Consider the following 19,035-nt stretch of genomic DNA (forward strand, 5'->3'; position numbering starts at 1 on the left):
GCCGGGCTTCTGGTTAGTGCGCCAGGGCGACTAGCCCGGCCTGTTGCACCAGTTCCAGCAACGGCTGTGGGTACACGCCGAGGAAGAAGGCGAGCAAGGCGACCACCAGCAACATGATGCCGCCGGCGCGCTGGCCCCAGTCGAAGGGCGCATCGTGGCGATGCAGGTTGGGTTCGCGCATGAACAGCGTGACCATCACCCGCAGGTAGTAGAACACGCCGATGGCGCTACCCAGCACCATGGTGCCGAGCAGCCACCAGAGCTGCGCCTCGACACCGGCTGCAATCACGTAGAACTTGCCGATAAAGCCGGCTGTCAGCGGAATGCCCGCTAGCGACAGCATCATCACCGTGAGCACGGCAGTCAGGTACGGGCGGCGCCAGAACAGGCCGCGGTATTCGTACAGCGCATCGGCATCGCGGCCGCTGTAGGGCGTCGACATCAGGGTGATCACTCCGAAGGCGCCGAGGCTGGTCAGCACGTAGGTGGCCAGGTACACGCCCACGGCTTCCACGGCCAGCCCCTTGCTGGCGATCAACGCCACCAGCAGATAGCCGAAGTGAGCGATGGAGGAATAACCCAGCAGGCGTTTGAGGTTGTTCTGCAGCAGCGCCAGCAGGTTGCCGAACAGGATCGAGGCGATGGCGATCAGCGTTAGCAGCTCGTTAAGCCAGCCGCCGCTCATGGCCGGAGAAATCTGGTACAGACGCAGCAGCACGGCGAACACCGCCACCTTGCTGGCGGTGGCGAGAAACGCCGCCACCGGCGCAGGGGCGCCTTCGTAGACGTCCGGCGTCCACAGGTGGAAGGGCACCAGCGACAGCTTGAACGCCAGAGCGATGAGCATCATGCCGATACCAATCTGCACCAGCTGTGTGCTTTCCCGCGCCAGGCTGACGCCGAGATCGGCAAAGGCCAGGTTGCCGGACTCGGCGTACAGCAGCGCCATGCCGAACAGCAGGAAGGCACTGCCTGCGGCCGACAGCACCATGTACTTGATCCCGGCTTCCAGCGAGCGCTTGTTGAAAAAGGCGTAGGCGATCATGCCGTAGGTCGGCACCGACAGCAGTTCCAGACCGATGAACAGCCCGGCCAGATGCTGCGCGCTGACCAGCACCAGACCGCCGGCAGCGGAGAGCAGCACCAGCAGGTACAGCTCCTCGCGGTTGCCCGGATAACCCTTGCCCGAATCACCGCCCAGGTAGGCGTGGATCAGCGTGATGCAGGCCAGGCTGGCAGCCAGCACCAGGGCCATGTAGTAGCAGGCGAATTGGTCGATCAGCAGCAAGGGCGTGACCACTTGCGGCGCCACTTCCAGGCTCGGAATCAGCGACAGCAGCGCCAGGTTCAGACCGACCACGGAGAGGATGAAGGTCAGGGTGTGATTGCGCTTAGCGGCGATGGCCAGCATCACCACCACGGCGGTGAGGCCGGTCACCAGTAGCGGCAGCAGGGCAATCAGGTGTTGCAGGGTGAAGTCGACAGCGTGATGTTCCATGAGTCTCTAATCCTTACCCTTACCGGCCCGAGGCGAATTGATCGAGGGCGCCAGCCATCCACTGCTGCACGCCATGCATGCTGGCAGCGGAGGTGTCGAGCACCGGTTGCGGGTAGACGCCAAGCAGAATCAGCAGTACGCCGAGACCGAGCACCATGGCCAGTTCGCGGGCTTTCAGGCCGGGCAGCGGTACGTCCTGTTTTACCGGGCCGAAGTAGGCGCGGTGGATCATCGCCAGGGCGTACACCGAGCCTAGCACCAGGCCGCAGGCGGCCAACACCACGACCCAGGGCGCGCCCGGGAAACTGCCGATCAGAATGAGAAACTCACCGACGAAGTTGCCGGTGCCCGGTAGGCCCAGCGCGGCGGCGGCGAAGAACAGGCTGATGGCCGGCAGCCAGGGCATGCGCGCCCAGATTCCGCCCATCTGGCGCAGGTCGCGGGTGTGCAGGCGCTCGTAGAGCTGGCCGCAGAGGATGAACAGCGCGGCGGCTGACAGGCCGTGAGCGACCATCTGCATCACCGCGCCCTGCAGGGCAATCTGACTGCCGGAGTAGATAGCGATCAGCACGAAGCCCATGTGCGACACGCTGGAGTAGGCCACCAGGCGCTTGATGTCGGTCTGCGCGAACGACAACAGCGCGCCGTAGACGATGGCGAACACGCCGAGCCACTGAGCGATGGGGGCGAACTCCGCCGAGGCATTGGGAAACAGCGGCAGGGCGAAGCGCAGCAAGCCGTAGGCGGCGGTTTTCAGCAGGATGCCAGCCAGATCCACCGAGCCGGCGGTGGGCGCCTGAGCGTGGGCATCCGGCAGCCAGGAGTGCACCGGCACCACCGGGAACTTCACCGCGAAGGCGACGAAGAAGCCCAGCATCAGCAGGTATTCGGTGCCTGGCGCCAGTTGGGTTTTCAGCAGGTCGGCGTAGTTGAAGCTGAGCACGCCGGTCTGGTTGAAGTGGACGAACACCAGAGCCAGGATCGACACCAGCATGACCAGGCCGCTGGCCTGGGTGAAGATGAAGAACTTGGTGGCGGCGGTGATGCGGGTGCGGCCGTCGCTGCCGCTGTGACCCCAGAGCGCGATGAGGAAGTACATCGGCACCAGCATCATTTCCCAGAAGAAGAAGAACAGGAACAGGTCGACGGCGAGGAACACGCCGACCACGCCACCAAGAATCCACATCAGGTTGAGATGGAAGAAGCCCACACGGTGCTGGATTTCGTTCCACGAGCAGAGCACCGAGAGCACACCGAGCAGGCCGGTGAGCACCACCATCAGCACCGACAGGCCGTCCATCGCCAGGTGAATGGTGATACCCAGACGCGGAATCCAGTCGATGACGAACTCGTGGGCCCAGCGCGGGCCGCCGTCCGGGGCTGGCGCCAGGGTGAAATCACCGCTGACCCACAGCCACAGGCTCAGGCCGAACAGCAGGGTCATGGTGATCAGGGCGATCCAGCGCGGCAGGACGTGGCCGAAGCGCTCGCCTTGCCAGCACAGCATGCCGCCGATGAAGGGGATCAGGATTAGCCAGGGCAGAATCATCAGGCTGTTTTCCTTAACTCAAAAAGAGGATGACGGCGAGCACCAGCACGGCGCCCCCGGCGATCGAAGCGGCGTACCAGCGCACCTGACCGGTCTCACTGCGCACCAATGCGGCGTTGCCACCGCGCGCAAGCAGCGGGATCAGGCCGATGCTGCGGTCGATGGGGTCGCGGCGCAGCAGGTGGCAGAGCAGCAGATAAGGGCGCACGAACAGCTTGTCGTAGAGCCAGTCGAAGCCCCAGGCGGCGAACCACAGCGCGCTCAGCAGGTGGCCCGGCGCACTCTGTGCCACGGCGGAGGCAACGCGGCGTTGGCCGAGGAAGAGCAGGGCGGCGATGACGATACCGCTGACCGCGACCAGACCCGACAGCAGTTCCAGGCTGTGCTTGGCCTCGCCGCCGGCATGCCCGGCACTTTCCGGCAACACGCCGGCCAGCGGTGGAGTGATCCAGGCGCCGATAAAGGTCGACAGCACGATCAGCACCAGCAGTGGCAGGTTGTGGGCGATGCCATGGCCGGCATGGGCTTCGGTCTTCTGTTCGCCGTGGAAGGCAATGAAGATCAGGCGGAAGGTGTAGATCGAGGTCAGGAAGGCACCGACCAGCCCCGCGTAGAGCAGTTCGCTGTGGCCGCTGGCGAAGGCTTCCCAGAGAATTTCATCTTTGGAATAAAAGCCGGCGGTCAGCAGCGGCAGCGCAGCCAGTGCCGCGCCACCGACGACGAAGCTGGCGTAAGCCAGCGGCAGTTTCTTCCACAGGCCGCCCATCTTGAAGATGTTCTGCTCGTGGTGGCAGGCATGGATCACCGCGCCGGAGGCGAGGAACAGCAGGGCCTTGAAGAAAGCGTGGGTCATCAGGTGGAAGATCGCCGCGTCCCAGGCGCCAACACCCAGGGCGAGGAACATGTAGCCGATCTGGCTCATGGTCGAGTAGGCGAGGATGCGCTTGATGTCGGTCTGCACCAGCGCGGCAAAACCGGCCAGCACCAGGGTGACACCACCGACGACGCCGACCAGTTCGAGAATCTCCGGGGTCAGCAGGAACAGGCCGTGGGTACGGGCGATCAGGTACACGCCTGCGGTGACCATGGTCGCCGCGTGGATCAGCGCCGACACCGGGGTCGGGCCAGCCATGGCGTCGGCCAGCCAGGTCTGCAACGGCAACTGGGCGGATTTACCCACCGCGCCGCCGAGCAGCATCAGGGTGGCAAACCACAGCCAGGCGTCACCGGCCACGTACTGCTGCGGTGCCCGTACCATCAGCTCCTGGATGTTCAGGGTGCCGAGGTTGAGGAACAGCAGGAACATGCCGATCATCAGGAACACATCGCCGATGCGGGTGACGATGAAGGCCTTGAGCGCGGCGTTACCGTTGGGCACGTGCTTGTAGTAGAAGCCGATCAGCAGGTACGAGCACAGGCCCACGCCTTCCCAGCCGAAGAACAGCACCAGCAGGTTGTCGCCCAGCACCAGCAGCAACATGCTGAAGATGAACAGGTTGGTGTAGGCGAAGAAGCGCGAATAGCCTTCCTCGCCGCGCATGTACCAACTGGCGAACAGGTGAATCAGGAAACCCACGCCCGTGACCACGCCGAGCATGGTGGCTGACAGGCCATCCAGATGCAGGGTGAAGCTCGGCGCCAGGCCTTCGACGTTCAGCCACTGCCACAAGGTCAGGCTGTACGAGCCACCAACCGGGACTTCGGTGAGAAACCGCGCGATCACGCAGACCGCGCTGGCCGCCGCCAGGCCGATGGAGCCGACACCGATCACCGCGCTGGTGTTTTCCGAGAAGCGTCCGCGCGAGAAGGCCAGCAGCAGCCAGCCGAGCAGCGGGAAGAATAGAGTCAGGGCTAGAAGGTTCATCCGCGCATCTCGCTGGCAGCGTCGATATCCAGGGTGTTGAAGCGGCGATACAACTGCAGCAGGATCGCCAGGCCGATGCTGGCCTCGGCGGCGGCCAGGGTGATCACCAGAATGAACATCACCTGGCCATCAGCCGCGCCCCAACGGGCGCCGGCAACCACAAAGGCCAGTGCAGCGGCGTTCATCATCACTTCCAGGCTCATCAGGATGAACAGGATGTTGCGCCGTACCATCAGCCCGACCAGGCCGATGCAGAACAGTACGCCGGCCAGGGCCAGGCCGTGTTCGAGTGGGATGCCGGTCATACGGTGGGCTCCTTGGCGTCATGGCGGCCCAGGTGGTAGGCGGCGACCAGTGCGGCGAGCAGCAGCATCGAGGCCAGCTCCACGGCCAGCAGGTAGGGGCCGAACAGGCTGATACCGACGGCCTTGGCTTCCACTGTGGTGTGGCCGATATGGGCGTCGCTGACGTGGTTGAGCAGCACATAGAGCAACTGGCCGAGCAGCAGGGCGCTGAGAATCGCCGGGCCTACCCAGATGCCGGGTGTCAGCCACTTGCGCTCCTGCTCGGCGGCAGCCGGGCCGAGGTTGAGCATCATCACCACGAAGACGAACAGCACCATGATGGCGCCGGCGTAGACGATGATTTCCAGCGCGCCGGCAAAGGGCGCGCCGAGGGCGAAGAACACCATCGACACGGCCAGCAGCGAGACGATCAGGTAGAGCAGGGCATGCACCGGATTGGTGTTGGTGACTACCCCCACCGTCGATGCCACCGCCACACCGGCGGCGAAGTAGAACGCGAATTCCATCAGAAGCTCCTCATTGCACCCCTCTCCCGCTTGCGGGAGAGGGGCTGGGGGAGAGGGTAAGAACGAGTCATGGCAGCAGGCTCTTGACGTTGATCGGCTCGGCCTCGTTCTGCGCGGCGCCTTTGGGCTTGCCGGCGATGGCCATACCGGCAACGCGGTAGAAGTTGTAGTCCGGGTTCTTGCCGGGGCCGCTGATCAGCAGGTCTTCCTTCTCGTACACCAGATCCTGACGCTTGAACTCGCCCATCTCGAAATCGGGGGTGAGCTGGATCGCGGTGGTCGGGCAGGCTTCCTCGCACAGGCCGCAGAAGATGCAGCGCGAGAAGTTGATGCGGAAGAACTCCGGGTACCAGCGACCGTCATCGGTCTCGGCCTTCTGCAGCGAGATGCAGCCCACCGGGCAGGCCACCGCGCACAGGTTGCAGGCCACGCAGCGTTCTTCGCCGTCGGGGTCGCGGGTCAGGACGATGCGGCCACGGTAGCGCGGCGGCAGGTAGACCGGCTCTTCCGGATATTGCAGGGTGTCGCGCTTGCGAAAGCCATGGCTGAACACCATGGCCAGGCTGCGCAGTTGGGTGGCGGTGCCAACCAGGATGTCCCAGATGTATTTGAACATTGCGTTTCTCCTTACTGGGCCGTAGCCAGCACCAGGGCGCCAGTCACCAGCAGGTTGATCAGGGTCAGCGGCAAGCAGAACTTCCAGCTGAAGGCCATGACCTGGTCATAGCGCGGGCGTGGGATCGACGCGCGCAGCAGAATGAAGATCATGATGAAAAAGGCCGTTTTCAGCGCGAACCAGAAGAACGGGATCTGCGGCAGGATGCCGAACGGGCCGTGCCAGCCACCGAAGAACAGGGTTACCAGCAGCGCCGAGACGGTGACGATGGCCACGTATTCGCCAACGAAGAACATGCCCCATTTCATCCCGGCGTATTCGATGTGGTAGCCGTCGGCCAGCTCCTGCTCGGCCTCCGGCTGGTCGAACGGGTGACGGTGGGTCACCGCGACGGCAGCGATGAAGAAGGTACAGAAGCCGAAGAACTGCGGAATGATGAACCACAGGTTCTGCGCCTGGTAATCGACGATGTCGCGCATGTTGAACGAGCCAACCTGCGCCACCACGCCCATCAGCGCCAGGGCCAGGAACACCTCGTAGGAGATGGTCTGGGCCGAGGCACGCAGGCTGCCGAGCAGGGCGAACTTGTTGTTGCTCGACCAGCCGGCGAACAGCACCGCATAGACCGAAAGCCCGGCCATGGCGAAGAAGAACAGGATGCCGATGTTCAGATCCGCCACGCCCCAGTTCGGGGTGATGGGGATGATGGCGAAGGCCATCAGCATCGCGGCGAAAGCGATCATCGGCGCCAGGGTGAAGATGAACTTGTCGGCGAACGGCGGCGTCCAGTCCTCCTTGAAGAACATCTTGATCATGTCGGCGGCGATCTGAAACATGCCGAACGGCCCCACACGGTTAGGGCCGTAGCGATCCTGCCACCAACCGAGCAGACGGCGCTCGATGAAGCTCAGCAGCGCGCCGCAGACCACCACCACCAGCAGAATGACGATGGCCTTGAGTACCGCGATGACGATCTCGATCAGTTCGGGCGTCAACCAGTTCATTGCGCGGCCTCCTGTAGCAGGGTCACGCTGGCACCAGCGACTGCTGCGGGAATGCCCGGCAAGCCAAGCGGCAGACCGACCAGGCCGACGGCTAGGTCATCGCGCACCTGTAACGGCAGGCGCAGTGCCTGGCCGTTGACGCGCAGGGCCAGCAGCGCGCCGTCGTTCACGCCCAGGCGTGCCGCTTCATCACGGGCCAGGGCCACATAGGGCTCGGGCATGCGCTGCTGAATCGGCTTGGCGCGCGCGGAGTTTTCCTCGCTGCCGAACAGGTGGTGCAGCGGTGCCACCTGCCAGGTGCCGGCTGCCGGGTTGAACGCAGCACTGACGGCGAACCAGGGCAGGGCATTGCCAGCAGCTTCGAGCAGGCGCACGCCGGGGTCGCCGGCACGCAGATGACCGCCGACCTCGTCCTGGAACTTGTTCCAGGCCTGCGGCGAGTTCCAGCCCGGCGACCAGGCGAACGGAATCTGCTGCCGGTCTTCCTTGCTGCCGGCGTAGCCTTCCATGGAGAAGGCAAAGGCGCTGTCCTGATCCTGCGGCTGACGCGGCTCATGCACGCTGATATTGGCGCGCATGGCGGTGCGACCGCTGTAGCGGTGCGGCTCGCGCGCCAGCTTGAGGCCCTTGATGCGGAACGCGGCGCTCGGCGCGGCATCCTTGATCCCGGCCAGCAGCGGATTGCTGGCAGCGCAGGCTTCTGTTACCTGATCCAGTTGCGTCCAGTCCACGGCCTTACCTTGCAGGGTGCTGTGCAGCGCGTGCAGCCAGCGCCAGCCTTCGCGGATCAGAATGCCGGCGTCGTAGTAGCTCGGTTCATAGACCTGGAAGAAACGCTGGGCACGGCCTTCGAGGCTGACCAGGGTGCCGTCGCCTTCGGCGAAGCTCGCCACCGGCAGCAGCAGGTGGGCGCGTTCGCTGGTGGCGGTGCGCTGGTGATCGGCGACGATCACTGTCTGTGCGGCGCTGAGCGCTGCATCGACCTTGGCGGCATCGGCGCGGCGGTACAGGTCGTTTTCCAGCACGATGACGGCATCGGCCTGGCCGCTGCTCAGGGCGTCCAGCGCAGCATCGACCGACTCGCCGCCGAGCAGAGCCAAGCCCAGGCTGTTGGCTTCGGGCACCACCAGACTCAGCGAGCCGTTCTTCTCACGGTTCTTCAGCGCGCTGGCGATATTGGCAGCGGCTTCGATCAGGGCTTTGTCGCCCAGCGAGGCGCCGGAGACGATCAGCGGGCGCTTGGCCGCGAGCAGGGCGTCGGCGATGCGTTGTACCAGCGCTTGCGCTTCGGCTTCCAAGCCGTCGACGGTCGGAGCGCTCGGGTCGATGGCGTGGGCCACGGCGAAACCGATACGGGCCAGATCCGCCGGGGCAGCGTGCACGCTTTCGGCGGCCACATCATCCAGGCGAGTTTCCGCGACGCTGGCGATAAACAGCGGATGGCGGGCGTGCTGGGCGACGTTCTGCACGGCTGCCATGTGCCAATCCTGAATCCGCGCACCGGCAGCGATCTCGGTGGCCTTGCCCTTGACCGCCTGGCGCAGGGCCAGGGCCATGCGTGCGGCGGTCTGGGTCAGGTCTTCGCCGAGGACGAAGATGGCGTCGTGCAGCTCGACATCGCGCAGGGTCGGCGTTGGCAGCGGGCCGTTTTGCAGGATGTCGCGGATCAGGCGGATATTGGCCAGTTCGCCAGCGGCGATGCCGCTGTAGAAGTGCTCAGCGCCCACCAGCTCACGCAGGGCGAAGTTGGCTTCCAGGCTGGCGCGCGGCGAGCCAATGCCGATCACACGCTTGCCCTTGAGCAGCTCGGCGGCCTTGTCCAGCGCGGCATCGATGCCGATGGCCTGGCCAGCCAGCAGTGGCTGGCGCGGGCGATCCGCGTTGTTGACGTAGCCATAGCCGAAGCGGCCACGGTCGCAGAGGAAGTACTGGTTCACCGAGCCGTTGAAGCGGTTCTCGATGCGGCGCAGTTCGCCGTAGCGTTCACCGGGGCTGATGTTGCAGCCGCTGGAGCAGCCATGGCAGATGCTCGGGGCGAACTGCATGTCCCACTTTCGGTTGTAGCGCTCGGAATGGGTCTTGTCGGTGAACACGCCGGTCGGGCAGACCTCGACCAGGTTGCCGGAGAACTCGCTTTCCAGGGTGCCATCTTCGACGCGGCCGAAGTAGACGTTGTCGTGCGCGCCGTAGACGCCCAGATCGCTGCCGCCGGCGTAGTCCTTGTAGTAGCGCACGCAGCGGTAGCAGGCGATGCAGCGGTTCATCTCGTGGGCGATGAACGGGCCAAGCTCCTGGTTCTGGTGGGTGCGCTTGGTGAAACGGTAGCGGCGGGCGTTGTGCCCGGTCATCACCGTCATGTCCTGCAGGTGGCAGTGACCACCTTCCTCGCACACCGGGCAGTCGTGCGGGTGGTTGGTCATCAGCCATTCGACGACGCTGGCGCGGAACGCCTTGGATTCCTCGTCATCGATGCTGATCCAGGTGTTGTCGGTGGCAGGCGTCATGCAGGACATGACGATACGACCACGGGTGTCGTTCTCGTCGTTGTACTGCTTGACCGCGCACTGCCGGCAGGCCCCGACGCTTCCCAGCGCGGGGTGCCAGCAGAAGTAGGGGATATCGAGTCCGAGGGACAGGCAGGCCTGCAGGAGGTTGTCTGCACCATCGACTTCGAAATCTTTGCCGTCTACGTGGATAGTGGCCATTTCTTTAAGTCTTCGTTTACCCGCTGGTTAAAGCGGCTGGCTAAGGGAATTCGTCTGTTCAGCTCGCGGTCGCTGGCGTGCGGGGCGTAGTCGCCACCTGGGCCACACCGGCCTCGAACTCTTCACGGAAATACTTGATGGCACTGCCCAACGGCTCCACGGCGCCTGGCGCATGCGCGCAGAAGGTCTTGCCGGGGCCGAGGAAATTGACCAGGCCGAGCAGGGTCTGGATGTCTTCGGCGGTGCCTTGCTTGCGCTCCAGGGCGCGGAGGATCTTCACGCTCCAGGGCAGGCCGTCGCGGCACGGCGTACACCAGCCGCAGGACTCGCGGGCGAAGAACTCTTCCATGTTGCGCAGCAGGGAGACCATGTTGATCGAGTCGTCCACCGCCAGCGCCAGGCCGGTGCCCATGCGCGTGCCGACTTTGCCGATACCGCCGGCGTACATCTGCGCTTCGAGGTGCTCGGGCAGGAGGAAGCCGGTACCAGCGCCGCCGGGCTGCCAGCACTTGAGGGTGTAGCCGTCGCGCATGCCGCCGGCGTAGTCCTCGAACAGCTCGCGGGCAGTGACGCCGAACGGCAGCTCCCACAGACCGGGGTTTTTCACCTTGCCGGAGAAGCCCATCAGCTTGGTGCCGTGGTCTTCGCTACCGGGGCGGGCGAGGGATTTGTACCAGTCCACGCCCTGACCAATGATGGCCGGCACGTTGCACAGGGTTTCGACGTTGTTGACGCAGGTCGGCTTGCCCCACACGCCGACGGCGGCTGGGAAGGGCGGCTTGGCGCGCGGGTTGGCGCGGCGGCCTTCCAGTGAGTTGATCAGCGCGGTTTCTTCGCCGCAGATGTAGCGCCCGGCGCCCGTATGTACGAACAGCTCGAAATCGAAGCCCGAGCCGAAAATGTTCTTGCCGAGCAGGCCGGCAGCCTTGGCTTCGTCGATGGCGCGGTTGAGGTTGGCCGCGGCGTCGACGTACTCGCCGCGCAGGAAGATATAGCCGCGATAGGCCTTGAGCGCGCGCGCGGAGATCAGCATGCCTTCCACCAACAGGTGGGGCAGCTGCTCCATGAGCATGCGGTCTTTCCAGGTGTTGGGCTCCATTTCATCCGCATTGCACAGCAGGTAGCGGATGTTCATGGATTCGTCGGCCGGCATCAGGCCCCACTTCACGCCCGTGGGGAAGCCTGCACCGCCACGGCCCTTGAGGCCGGATTCCTTGACGGTCTGCACGATGTCGGCCTGGGCCATTTCGCTGAGTGCCTTGCGTGCGGCCACATAGCCGTTCTTCTGCTGGTACTCGTCGAGCCATACCGGCTGGGCGTCGTCACGCAGGCGCCAGGTCAGCGGATGGGTTTCTTCGCTGCGAGTGATGCGGTTGGCCGGGCCGATGGAGGTCAAGGTTTTCATTTGTAGGCCTCCAGCAGCTTGGCGACACCGTCGGGTCGAACGTCGCCAAAGGTGTCGTCGTCGATCATCAGCGCCGGAGCCTTGTCGCAATTGCCCAGGCAGCACACCGGCAGGAGGGTGAAACGCTCGTCGGTAGTGGTCTGGCCGAGGCCGATGCCAAGTTGTTTCTGCATCTCACCGACCACCGACTCGTGGCCGCCGATGTAGCAGGTCATGCTGTCGCACACGCGGATCACATGGCGACCCACCGGCTGGCGGAAAATCTGGCTATAGAAGGTGGCCACGCCTTCGACGTCGCTGGCGGGAATGCCGAGGATTGCGCCAATGGCGTCAGCGGCGCCGTCCGGCACCCAGCCGCGCTGCTTCTGGACGATCTTCAGCGCTTCGATGCTGGCGGCGCGTGGGTCTTCGTAGTGATGCATTTCGTGCTCGATGGCCGAGCGCTCGGTTTCGCTGAGGGTGAAGCGGTCTGTCTGGATTAGCGTGTTCATATCAGCGGTCCACGTCGGCCATGACGAAGTCGATACTGCCCAGATAGGCGATCAGATCCGCCACCATGCTGCCGCGAATAACAGCAGGGATCTGCTGCAGGTGGGCGAAGCTGGGGGTGCGAATCCGGGTGCGGTAGCTCATGGTGCTGCCGTCGCTGGTCAGGTAGTAGCTGTTGATGCCCTTGGTCGCCTCGATCATCTGGAAGGCTTCGTTGGCCGGCATGACCGGGCCCCAGGAAACCTGCAGGAAGTGGGTGATCAGGGTTTCGATGTGCTGCAGCGTGCGCTCTTTCGGCGGCGGTGTGGTCAGCGGGTGATCGGCCTTGTATGGGCCTTCCGGCATGTTGCGCAGGCACTGGTCGATGATGCGGATGCTCTGGCGCATCTCTTCCACGCGGACCATGCAACGGTCATAGGCGTCGCCATTGGCGGCCAGCGGCACCTCGAACTCGAAGTTGTCGTAACCGGAATAGGGGCGCGCCTTGCGCAGGTCGAAGTCGCAACCGGTGGCACGCAGGCCGGCGCCGGTGGTGCCCCATTCCAGCGCTTCCTTGGTGTTGTACTGTGCCACGCCGATGGTGCGGGCCTTGAGGATGCTGTTCTTCAGTGCGGCCTTCTCGTATTCGTCGAGGCGCTTGGGCAGCCAGTCGACGAACTCCTTGACCAGTTTGTCCCAGCCGCGCGGCAGGTCGTGGGCGACGCCGCCGATGCGATACCAGGCCGGGTGCAGGCGGAAGCCGGTGATGGCTTCGATCACCTTGTAGGCGCGCTGGCGGTCGGTGAAGGTGAAGAACACCGGCGTCATCGCACCGACGTCCTGGATGTAGGTACCGAGGAACAGCAGGTGACTGGTGATGCGGAAGAACTCGGCGAGCATCACGCGGATGAAGTCGACACGGGCCGGCACCTTGATGCCGGCGAGCTTTTCCACCGAGAGCACGTAGGGCAGGTTATTCATCACCCCGCCTAGGTAGTCGATGCGGTCGGTGTAGGGGATGAAGCTGTGCCAGCTCTGCCGCTCGGCCATCTTCTCGGCGCCACGGTGGTGGTAGCCGATCTCCGGCACGCAATCGACGATTTCTTCGCCGTCGAGCTGCAGGATGATGCGGAAGGCGCCGTGGGCAGAAGGGTGGTTGGGGCCGAGGTTGAGGAACATGTAGTCCTCATGCTCGCCGCCGCGCTTCATGCCCCAGTCTTCGGGGCGGAAGCGCGCAGCCTCTTCCTCAAGCTGCTGCTTGGCCAGGGTCAGGCTGAACGGATCGAATTCGGTGGCGCGCGCCGGGTAATCCTTGCGCAGCGGATGACCTTCCCAGGTCGGCGGCATCATGATGCGGCTCAGGTGCGGGTGGCCGGTGAAGGTGATGCCGTACAGATCCCAGACTTCGCGCTCGTACCAGTTGGCGTTGGGCCAGATACTGGTGGCGGTGGGCAGGTTGAGGTCGCGCTCGGACAAGGCGACCTTGATCATTACGTCACTATTACGCTCCAGCGACATCAGGTGGTAGAACACCGTGAAGTCGGCATCCGGTAGGCCGCGACGCTGGGTGCGCAGGCGCTCGTCGACGCCGTGCAGGTCGTAGAGCATCACATAGGGGCGCGGCAGCTTGCGCAAGTAAGTGAGCACTTCGATCAGGCGCTCACGGGCGACCCAGAGAACGGGCATGCCGGTGCGGGTGCTTTGCAGGGTGAAGCTGTCGTCGCCGAATTGGGCGCGCAGTTCGGCGACGACGTCCTGGTCGTCAGCCTTGTAAGGCGGTATGGACACAACGGTGTCTTGAGTCATGGTCTCGGTCGCTATCGAACAACGTAGAAAGTGGGCGTGACGCTTGCGCGGGCAAGCATCGGCTCAGACTTCGTCGGGGCTACGCAGGTTGGTAACGGCGATTCGCTGCTCGCGGCGCTGTTCCTTTTGCGAAGGCATTTCGGCACGGTAGATGCCTTGGTCGCCTACGACCCAGGATAGCGGGCGGCGCTCCTGGCCGATGGATTCCTGCAGCAGCATCAAGCCTTGCAGGAACGCCTCGGGGCGGGGCGGGCAGCCGGGAATGTAGACGTCGACGGGGAGGAACTTGTCCACGCCCTGAACGACCGAGTAGATGTCGTACATACCACCGGAGTTGGCGCATGAACCCATGGAGATGACCCACTTGGGCTCCAGCATCTGCTCATAGAGACGCTGGATGACCGGCGCCATCTTGATGAAGCAGGTGCCGGCGATGACCATGAAGTCAGCCTGGCGTGGTGATGCACGAATGACTTCAGCACCGAAGCGCGCAACGTCGTGCGGGGCGGTGAAGGCGGTGGTCATTTCCACATAGCAGCAAGAGAGGCCGAAGTTGTATGGCCACAGGGAATTCTTGCGCCCCCAGTTGACCGCGCCGTTCAGCACGTCAGAGAGCTTGCCCATGTAGATGTTCTTGTGAACCTGATCCTCTAGCAGCGGGTCGGAGACGACCTCCCGCTGGCCGATCGGGTACGCCTCATTGGGCGCATCCGGGTCGACCCGAGTAAGTTTGTATTGCATCGCCAAAGCCTCATTGTTTTAGCTTCGCCTGCCGTTCACGACGTCCCTGCGGTGCCCAATCGAGCGCGCCGATTCGCCAAAGATAGACAAGACCTGCCAACAGAATTGCTATGAAAACTGTAGCTTCGATCAGGCCCGCCCAGCCGCTTTCGCGCACCGAGACAGCCCAAGCGAAGAGATAGAGGGCTTCAACGTCGAAGATCACGAAGAGCATCGCGACCAGATAGAACTTGGCTGACAGGCGCAGACGCGCGCTGCCGGTGGGGAGCATGCCCGACTCGAACGGCTCGTTCTTGCTGCGCCCCCACGCCTTGCTGCCAAGCAGGCTGGAAACGCCGAGCATGAAGGCTATGAGCCCACAGACACCCAGCAAGAAAACAGCGAAAGCCCAGTTCTGGGACATGTTCGTTACCGCATCAGGCATGCCGGTACTCCTTGAAGTAAGGAACGGCTTTTAATTTAGTAGTCGCCAAACGCCATCGAGGGCGCTGACGCAAAGTGTGTACACAATACTATGAGCAAGATAACTGTAAGTAAATTTTTCAGTGAAAAAAATATTCTTGCACTTTGATCTTTTCTGTCGTGCTTCTGATTGACTCGGCACGATCACGCTGAGTGCTCAGGCCGTCTAGGCCAGTACTCTTGCAACTCTAGCTGGCAACCGGCAGATAACAAATCATGCATTTGATTCACCTAGCCAATTTGCCTCATTTGCGCCTCTGGAGAGACTCAGCGAGATAAGTATTTCACTGAGACTTTGGTGCTGCGGCGAAAGCAGGAGGCAGCACTTGTTGGGGCGAAGATAGACCGCAATACATCGCCGTGAGCGATTTTTGACGTCGCTCTGCGATAACCCCAGGGGTGGCCGCCTGGGATGGCAAAGCACAAAAAAAGAGCCCCGGTTTGGCCGGGGCGGATTAGGCAAAAAGCTGCTGCGGATGCGTGGTCCGCAGCAGAGAACCGTCCTTCTTAGTGGAACTGGTTCATGGTGTTGTCTTTACCGCTTGCCTTCAGAGCAGCTTCGCCGGCGAAGTACTCCTTGTGGTTGTCGCCGATGTCGGAGCCAGCCATGTTCTGGTGCTTGACGCAGGCGATACCCTGACGCAGTTCCTGACGCTGAACGCCCTTCACGTAGGCCAGCATGCCCTCGTCGGCGAAGTAGCCCTTGGCCAGGTTGTCGGTGGACAGCGCGGCGGTGTGGTAGGTCGGCAGGGTGATCAGGTGGTGGAAGATGCCAGCCTGGGCGGAGCCATCGCGCTGGAAGGTGCGGATCTTCTCGTCGGCGAGCTTGGCCAGTTCGGTCTCGTCGTACTCCACGCTCATCAGCTTGGCGCGGTCGTAGGCGGAAACGTCCTTGCCTTCGGCGGCCATGGCGTCGAACACCTGCTGGCGGAAGTTCAGGGTCCAGTTGAAGGACGGGCTGTTGTTGTAGACCAGCTTGGCATTCGGGATGACGTCGCGGATACGGTCAACCATGGCCTTGATCTGGCCAACGTGCGGCTTCTCGGTTTCGATCCACAGCATGTCTGCGCCGTTCTGCAGGCTGGTGATGCAGTCCAGTACGCAGCGGTCTTCACCGGTGCCCTTGCGGAACTGGAACAGGTTGGACGGCAGACGCTTCGGACGCAGCAGCTTGCCACCGCGGTTGATTACTACGTCGCCATTGCCCAGCTCGGCAGCGGACACTTCTTCGCAGTCGAGGAAGGAGTTGTACAGGTCACCCAGGTCGCCCGGCTCTTTGGTCACGGCGATCTGCTTGGTCAGGCCGGCGCCCAGGGAGTCGGTACGCGCAACGATCACGCCGTTGTCGATGCCTAGTTCGAGGAACGCGTAGCGAACGGCAGCGATCTTGGCGAGGAAGTCAGCGTGCGGAACGGTTACTTTGCCGTCCTGGTGGCCGCACTGCTTCTCGTCGGAAACCTGGTTCTCGATCTGGATGCAGCAGGCACCCGCTTCGATCATGCGCTTGGCCAGCAGGTAGGTGGCTTCCGGGTTGCCGAAGCCGGCATCGATATCGGCGATGATCGGCACGATATGGGTTTCGAAGTTGTCGACCTGCTGCTGAATCTCAGCGGCCTTGGCATGGTCGCCAGCCTCACGAGCGGCGTCCAGGGCGGTGAACAGCAGATCCAGTTCGCGGCTGTCGGCCTGGCGCAGGAAGGTGTACAGCTCTTCGATCAGGTCGGAGACGGCCGTCTTCTCGTGCATCGACTGGTCCGGCAGTGGGCCGAAGTCGGAACGCAGGGCCGCAACCATCCAGCCGGACAGGTAGAGGTACTTCTTGTTGGTGGTCTTCAGGTGCTTCTTGATCGAGATCAGCTTCTGCTGACCGATGAAGCCGTGCCAGCAACCCAGGGACTGGGTGTAGACGGAGGCGTCAGCGTCGTACTCGGCCATGTCCTTGCGCATGATGTCAGCAGTGTACTGAGCGATTTCCAGACCGGTCTTGAAACGGTTCTGAGCGCGCATACGGGCGACGGACTCAGGGTTGATAGCGCTCCAGCTGTTGCCGAATTGCTCTTTCAGCGCGGCCACAGCCTTGATGTCGTTTTGATATGCGGACATGGTCAATCCTTCCAGAAAATGATGGTTGAGCACTGGCTACCGACTCAACGCACATGACGAGTGCAGTGAATGCGGGAGGCTTCCGCTTGACGGCGAGAGGACGGCTGGGGCGAGGGTGACGCAGGAGGAGGGGGATGTGGCTAACAGCTCGACAACTTCGCTTGGCCGGCCGGCTCGTGGAAACCTTGGGCATTTGCTGGGTCTTCGATCTGTCTGACGCTAAACGCTTCCCCGTCCCTCAGGACAACTTCGTTCCAGTCGCAACCTCGTCGTACGGCCTTTTGGGCTGTTGGGACACGGACCGGCGCGAAGTACTTCGCGGGCGGTCTGGAGATCCTTTTCAGGACCCCTGGCTAGCGGGAGCGAGGCCATCATGCCTCTGGTGAAATGCTTCGTCAAACGTTTTGTAGTGGTTTTTTAAGACTACTACATATTCAGTCTGCGACTGGCTGGTCACGCTTGACGCCCCATGGCGCGGGCGTTTCAGGGAATTCGCGGGGTGCGCGGCCTGTCCATGCTTCTTCGGATATGAGGGTATGCGACTTTGGTCGGGGGTCAGTCGAGGGACTCTACTTTCAGGCGCAGCGACATGTCGTCACGGCCCTGAGTGGTGTGGCGACGCAGTACATCACGCCCGCTGGAGCTGGTTTCCTCGCTGACACCCCCGAGCGTGATCCATTCACCCAGGCGTCCACTGACGCGGGTGTCGGTGCTCTGTACGTCGATCACGTTGGGGTTGCCGCGGTTGACGCGGTCGCGCTGGCTGCTGATGGTCACGTGCACCCGTTCGCCGGACAGGCTGGCTGTCACGTAGAAACCGCGTGTCACGTCGCGATACTGGGTGTCCTGATAAATCTGGCCGTAAGGGCCGGTCCCGGTGCTGGTGAGCGGCACGCTCTGGCCGACCTGAATCAGCGCCGGATAACCCTCGGTGGCTTGCACCTGCTGGGTGCCACCACCACGACTGTCGGTGCTGCGGCGAATGATGCGCACCTGATCGCGGCCATTCACTTCACCACGGCCTACCTGTACTTCCGCATTGCCGGCGCTGAGCGTGCCGTCGACGCGATAGCCGCGATCATTCTGGTAGTTGCTGTCAGTGCTTTCCACAGTGATCAGCAGGCGCCGTGGTTGGGTGTCGAGTTGCTGCAGCAATACCCGGATTTCGCCGATCTTCGCCGGTGATGCGTTGACGATCAACTGGTTGCCGTAGGCGCTGACCTTGCCCTCATTGCCCAGCATGGACTGCACCACGCCGATTACGTCGTCGGCCGTGCGGTAGTTCAGCGGTATCACTTCCGTTGCGGCCTGCAGAGGCAGGCACAGGCCAAGCAGCAAGGTGGCAAGCAGTGCGCGAAGGGTCATAGCAGAAAGCTCCGCAGGTCAGGGTCGGTAATGCTGGTGTCCCAGGCCTGGTCGAATTGGGCCTGTCGCTGGCGTACGCGGGCGGGATCGGCATAAAGCGCATAGCCGGCCTGCTGGTCGAGTTCCGGGCGCAGCAGCAGACCGCTGTCGTCGGCAATCAGGTAAGCCAGTTCTTCGCCGGGATAGTCGGGGTTGAGCTTGCGGATGCTCAGGTTGGAGGACAGTCGCCGCGACAGGGTCAGCAGGCGATGTCCCTCTTTTACCGCGCGGGTCGGATCGCGCACGAGAATGCGCAATCTTGCCCGTGGGCTGGACAGCAGAAAGCGCGTGCAGGCCTGTTGTACGCTGCTGTGGTGATAGAGCCAGGGCTCGAGATCATCGCTGTACAGGCACAGGTTGCGCCGGGCCTGCTGGATCAGTGCCAGCACGTGGGCGCGAGCGTCCTTCGGCTGGCTGAACCGCTCCAGGCGGTCATGCTCGCCAAGCGTAAAAGGGGCCGGCTCCCATCGCGCGGCGTCTGGCATGATGGGCTCGGGATTGTGCACGGCAAAACGCCCCGGCGACTCGAATTCGATAGCTGCCAACTCGCTTGGTGTTTGCTCATCGCTCGGTTCGATCGGGGCGTTTTCGTTGTCCAT

General features: G+C 63.2%; 16 protein-coding genes. All 16 read right to left on the reverse strand.

Translation table 11 applies throughout. The features are described 5' to 3' along the window. Window positions 1-13: 13 nt before the first annotated feature. Complete coding sequence (gene nuoN, locus ACJRW5_RS09115; protein WP_484570199.1) at window positions 14-1,498, reverse strand: NADH-quinone oxidoreductase subunit NuoN; 1,485 nt, start codon at window positions 1,496-1,498, stop codon at window positions 14-16. Window positions 1,499-1,517: 19 nt separating this feature from the next. Then, window positions 1,518-3,047 (reverse strand): NADH-quinone oxidoreductase subunit M, encoded by a 1,530-nt coding sequence (nuoM, locus tag ACJRW5_RS09120; protein ID WP_484570200.1) that lies wholly within the window; start codon window positions 3,045-3,047, stop codon window positions 1,518-1,520. 13 nt (window positions 3,048-3,060) lie between these two features. After that, window positions 3,061-4,911: an NADH-quinone oxidoreductase subunit L gene (gene nuoL / locus ACJRW5_RS09125; RefSeq protein WP_484570201.1), complete on the reverse strand. Its 1,851-nt coding sequence runs from the start codon at window positions 4,909-4,911 to the stop codon at window positions 3,061-3,063. Further along, window positions 4,908-5,216: an NADH-quinone oxidoreductase subunit NuoK gene (gene nuoK, locus ACJRW5_RS09130; RefSeq protein WP_003460477.1), complete on the reverse strand. Its 309-nt coding sequence runs from the start codon at window positions 5,214-5,216 to the stop codon at window positions 4,908-4,910. Before nuoK ends, nuoL begins: the two co-directional genes overlap by 4 nt. Then, the gene (nuoJ, locus tag ACJRW5_RS09135; RefSeq protein ID WP_125879260.1) at window positions 5,213-5,722 is read right to left on the reverse strand and encodes an NADH-quinone oxidoreductase subunit J; all 510 of its coding nucleotides are present in this window, start codon (window positions 5,720-5,722) and stop codon (window positions 5,213-5,215) included. The genes nuoK and nuoJ overlap by 4 nt, the downstream gene beginning before the upstream one ends. 67 nt (window positions 5,723-5,789) lie before the next feature. Next, entirely contained in the window at window positions 5,790-6,338 is a 549-nt protein-coding gene (nuoI, locus tag ACJRW5_RS09140) for an NADH-quinone oxidoreductase subunit NuoI (protein WP_484570202.1), read from the reverse strand. An 11-nt stretch (window positions 6,339-6,349) separates the two neighbouring features. Beyond that, complete coding sequence (nuoH, locus tag ACJRW5_RS09145; RefSeq protein ID WP_484570203.1) at window positions 6,350-7,342, reverse strand: NADH-quinone oxidoreductase subunit NuoH; 993 nt, start codon at window positions 7,340-7,342, stop codon at window positions 6,350-6,352. Further along, window positions 7,339-10,047, reverse strand: coding sequence for an NADH-quinone oxidoreductase subunit NuoG (gene nuoG, locus ACJRW5_RS09150; RefSeq protein ID WP_484570204.1), 2,709 nt, complete (start codon window positions 10,045-10,047; stop codon window positions 7,339-7,341). The genes nuoH and nuoG overlap by 4 nt, the downstream gene beginning before the upstream one ends. Window positions 10,048-10,105: 58 nt before the next feature. Beyond that, window positions 10,106-11,452 (reverse strand): NADH-quinone oxidoreductase subunit NuoF, encoded by a 1,347-nt coding sequence (nuoF, locus tag ACJRW5_RS09155; RefSeq protein WP_484570205.1) that lies wholly within the window; start codon window positions 11,450-11,452, stop codon window positions 10,106-10,108. After that, the gene (gene nuoE, locus ACJRW5_RS09160) at window positions 11,449-11,943 is read right to left on the reverse strand and encodes an NADH-quinone oxidoreductase subunit NuoE (RefSeq protein WP_484570206.1); all 495 of its coding nucleotides are present in this window, start codon (window positions 11,941-11,943) and stop codon (window positions 11,449-11,451) included. Before nuoE ends, nuoF begins: the two co-directional genes overlap by 4 nt. Before the next feature lies 1 nt (window position 11,944). Further along, window positions 11,945-13,726: an NADH-quinone oxidoreductase subunit C/D gene (nuoC, locus tag ACJRW5_RS09165; protein WP_484570207.1), complete on the reverse strand. Its 1,782-nt coding sequence runs from the start codon at window positions 13,724-13,726 to the stop codon at window positions 11,945-11,947. A 63-nt stretch (window positions 13,727-13,789) separates the two neighbouring features. Further along, window positions 13,790-14,467, reverse strand: a complete 678-nt coding sequence (locus tag ACJRW5_RS09170) for a NuoB/complex I 20 kDa subunit family protein (RefSeq protein WP_037055875.1) — start codon at window positions 14,465-14,467, stop codon at window positions 13,790-13,792. 10 nt (window positions 14,468-14,477) lie between these two features. Beyond that, complete coding sequence (locus ACJRW5_RS09175; protein WP_484570208.1) at window positions 14,478-14,891, reverse strand: NADH-quinone oxidoreductase subunit A; 414 nt, start codon at window positions 14,889-14,891, stop codon at window positions 14,478-14,480. Window positions 14,892-15,436: 545 nt separating this feature from the next. Then, the gene (locus ACJRW5_RS09180; RefSeq protein ID WP_484570209.1) at window positions 15,437-17,032 is read right to left on the reverse strand and encodes an isocitrate lyase; all 1,596 of its coding nucleotides are present in this window, start codon (window positions 17,030-17,032) and stop codon (window positions 15,437-15,439) included. Between the two features lie 555 nt (window positions 17,033-17,587). Then, window positions 17,588-18,397 carry a secretin N-terminal domain-containing protein gene (locus tag ACJRW5_RS09185; RefSeq protein WP_484570210.1) on the reverse strand — a complete coding sequence of 270 codons (810 nt, stop codon included), beginning with the start codon at window positions 18,395-18,397 and terminating at the stop codon, window positions 17,588-17,590. After that, window positions 18,394-19,035: a DUF7931 domain-containing protein gene (locus tag ACJRW5_RS09190; RefSeq protein ID WP_484570211.1), complete on the reverse strand. Its 642-nt coding sequence runs from the start codon at window positions 19,033-19,035 to the stop codon at window positions 18,394-18,396. The genes ACJRW5_RS09185 and ACJRW5_RS09190 overlap by 4 nt, the downstream gene beginning before the upstream one ends.

Origin of the sequence: Pseudomonas pichavaramensis, from assembly GCF_050473265.1 — a bacterium.
In the GTDB taxonomy this organism is placed as follows: Bacteria; Pseudomonadota; Gammaproteobacteria; order Pseudomonadales; family Pseudomonadaceae; genus Aquipseudomonas.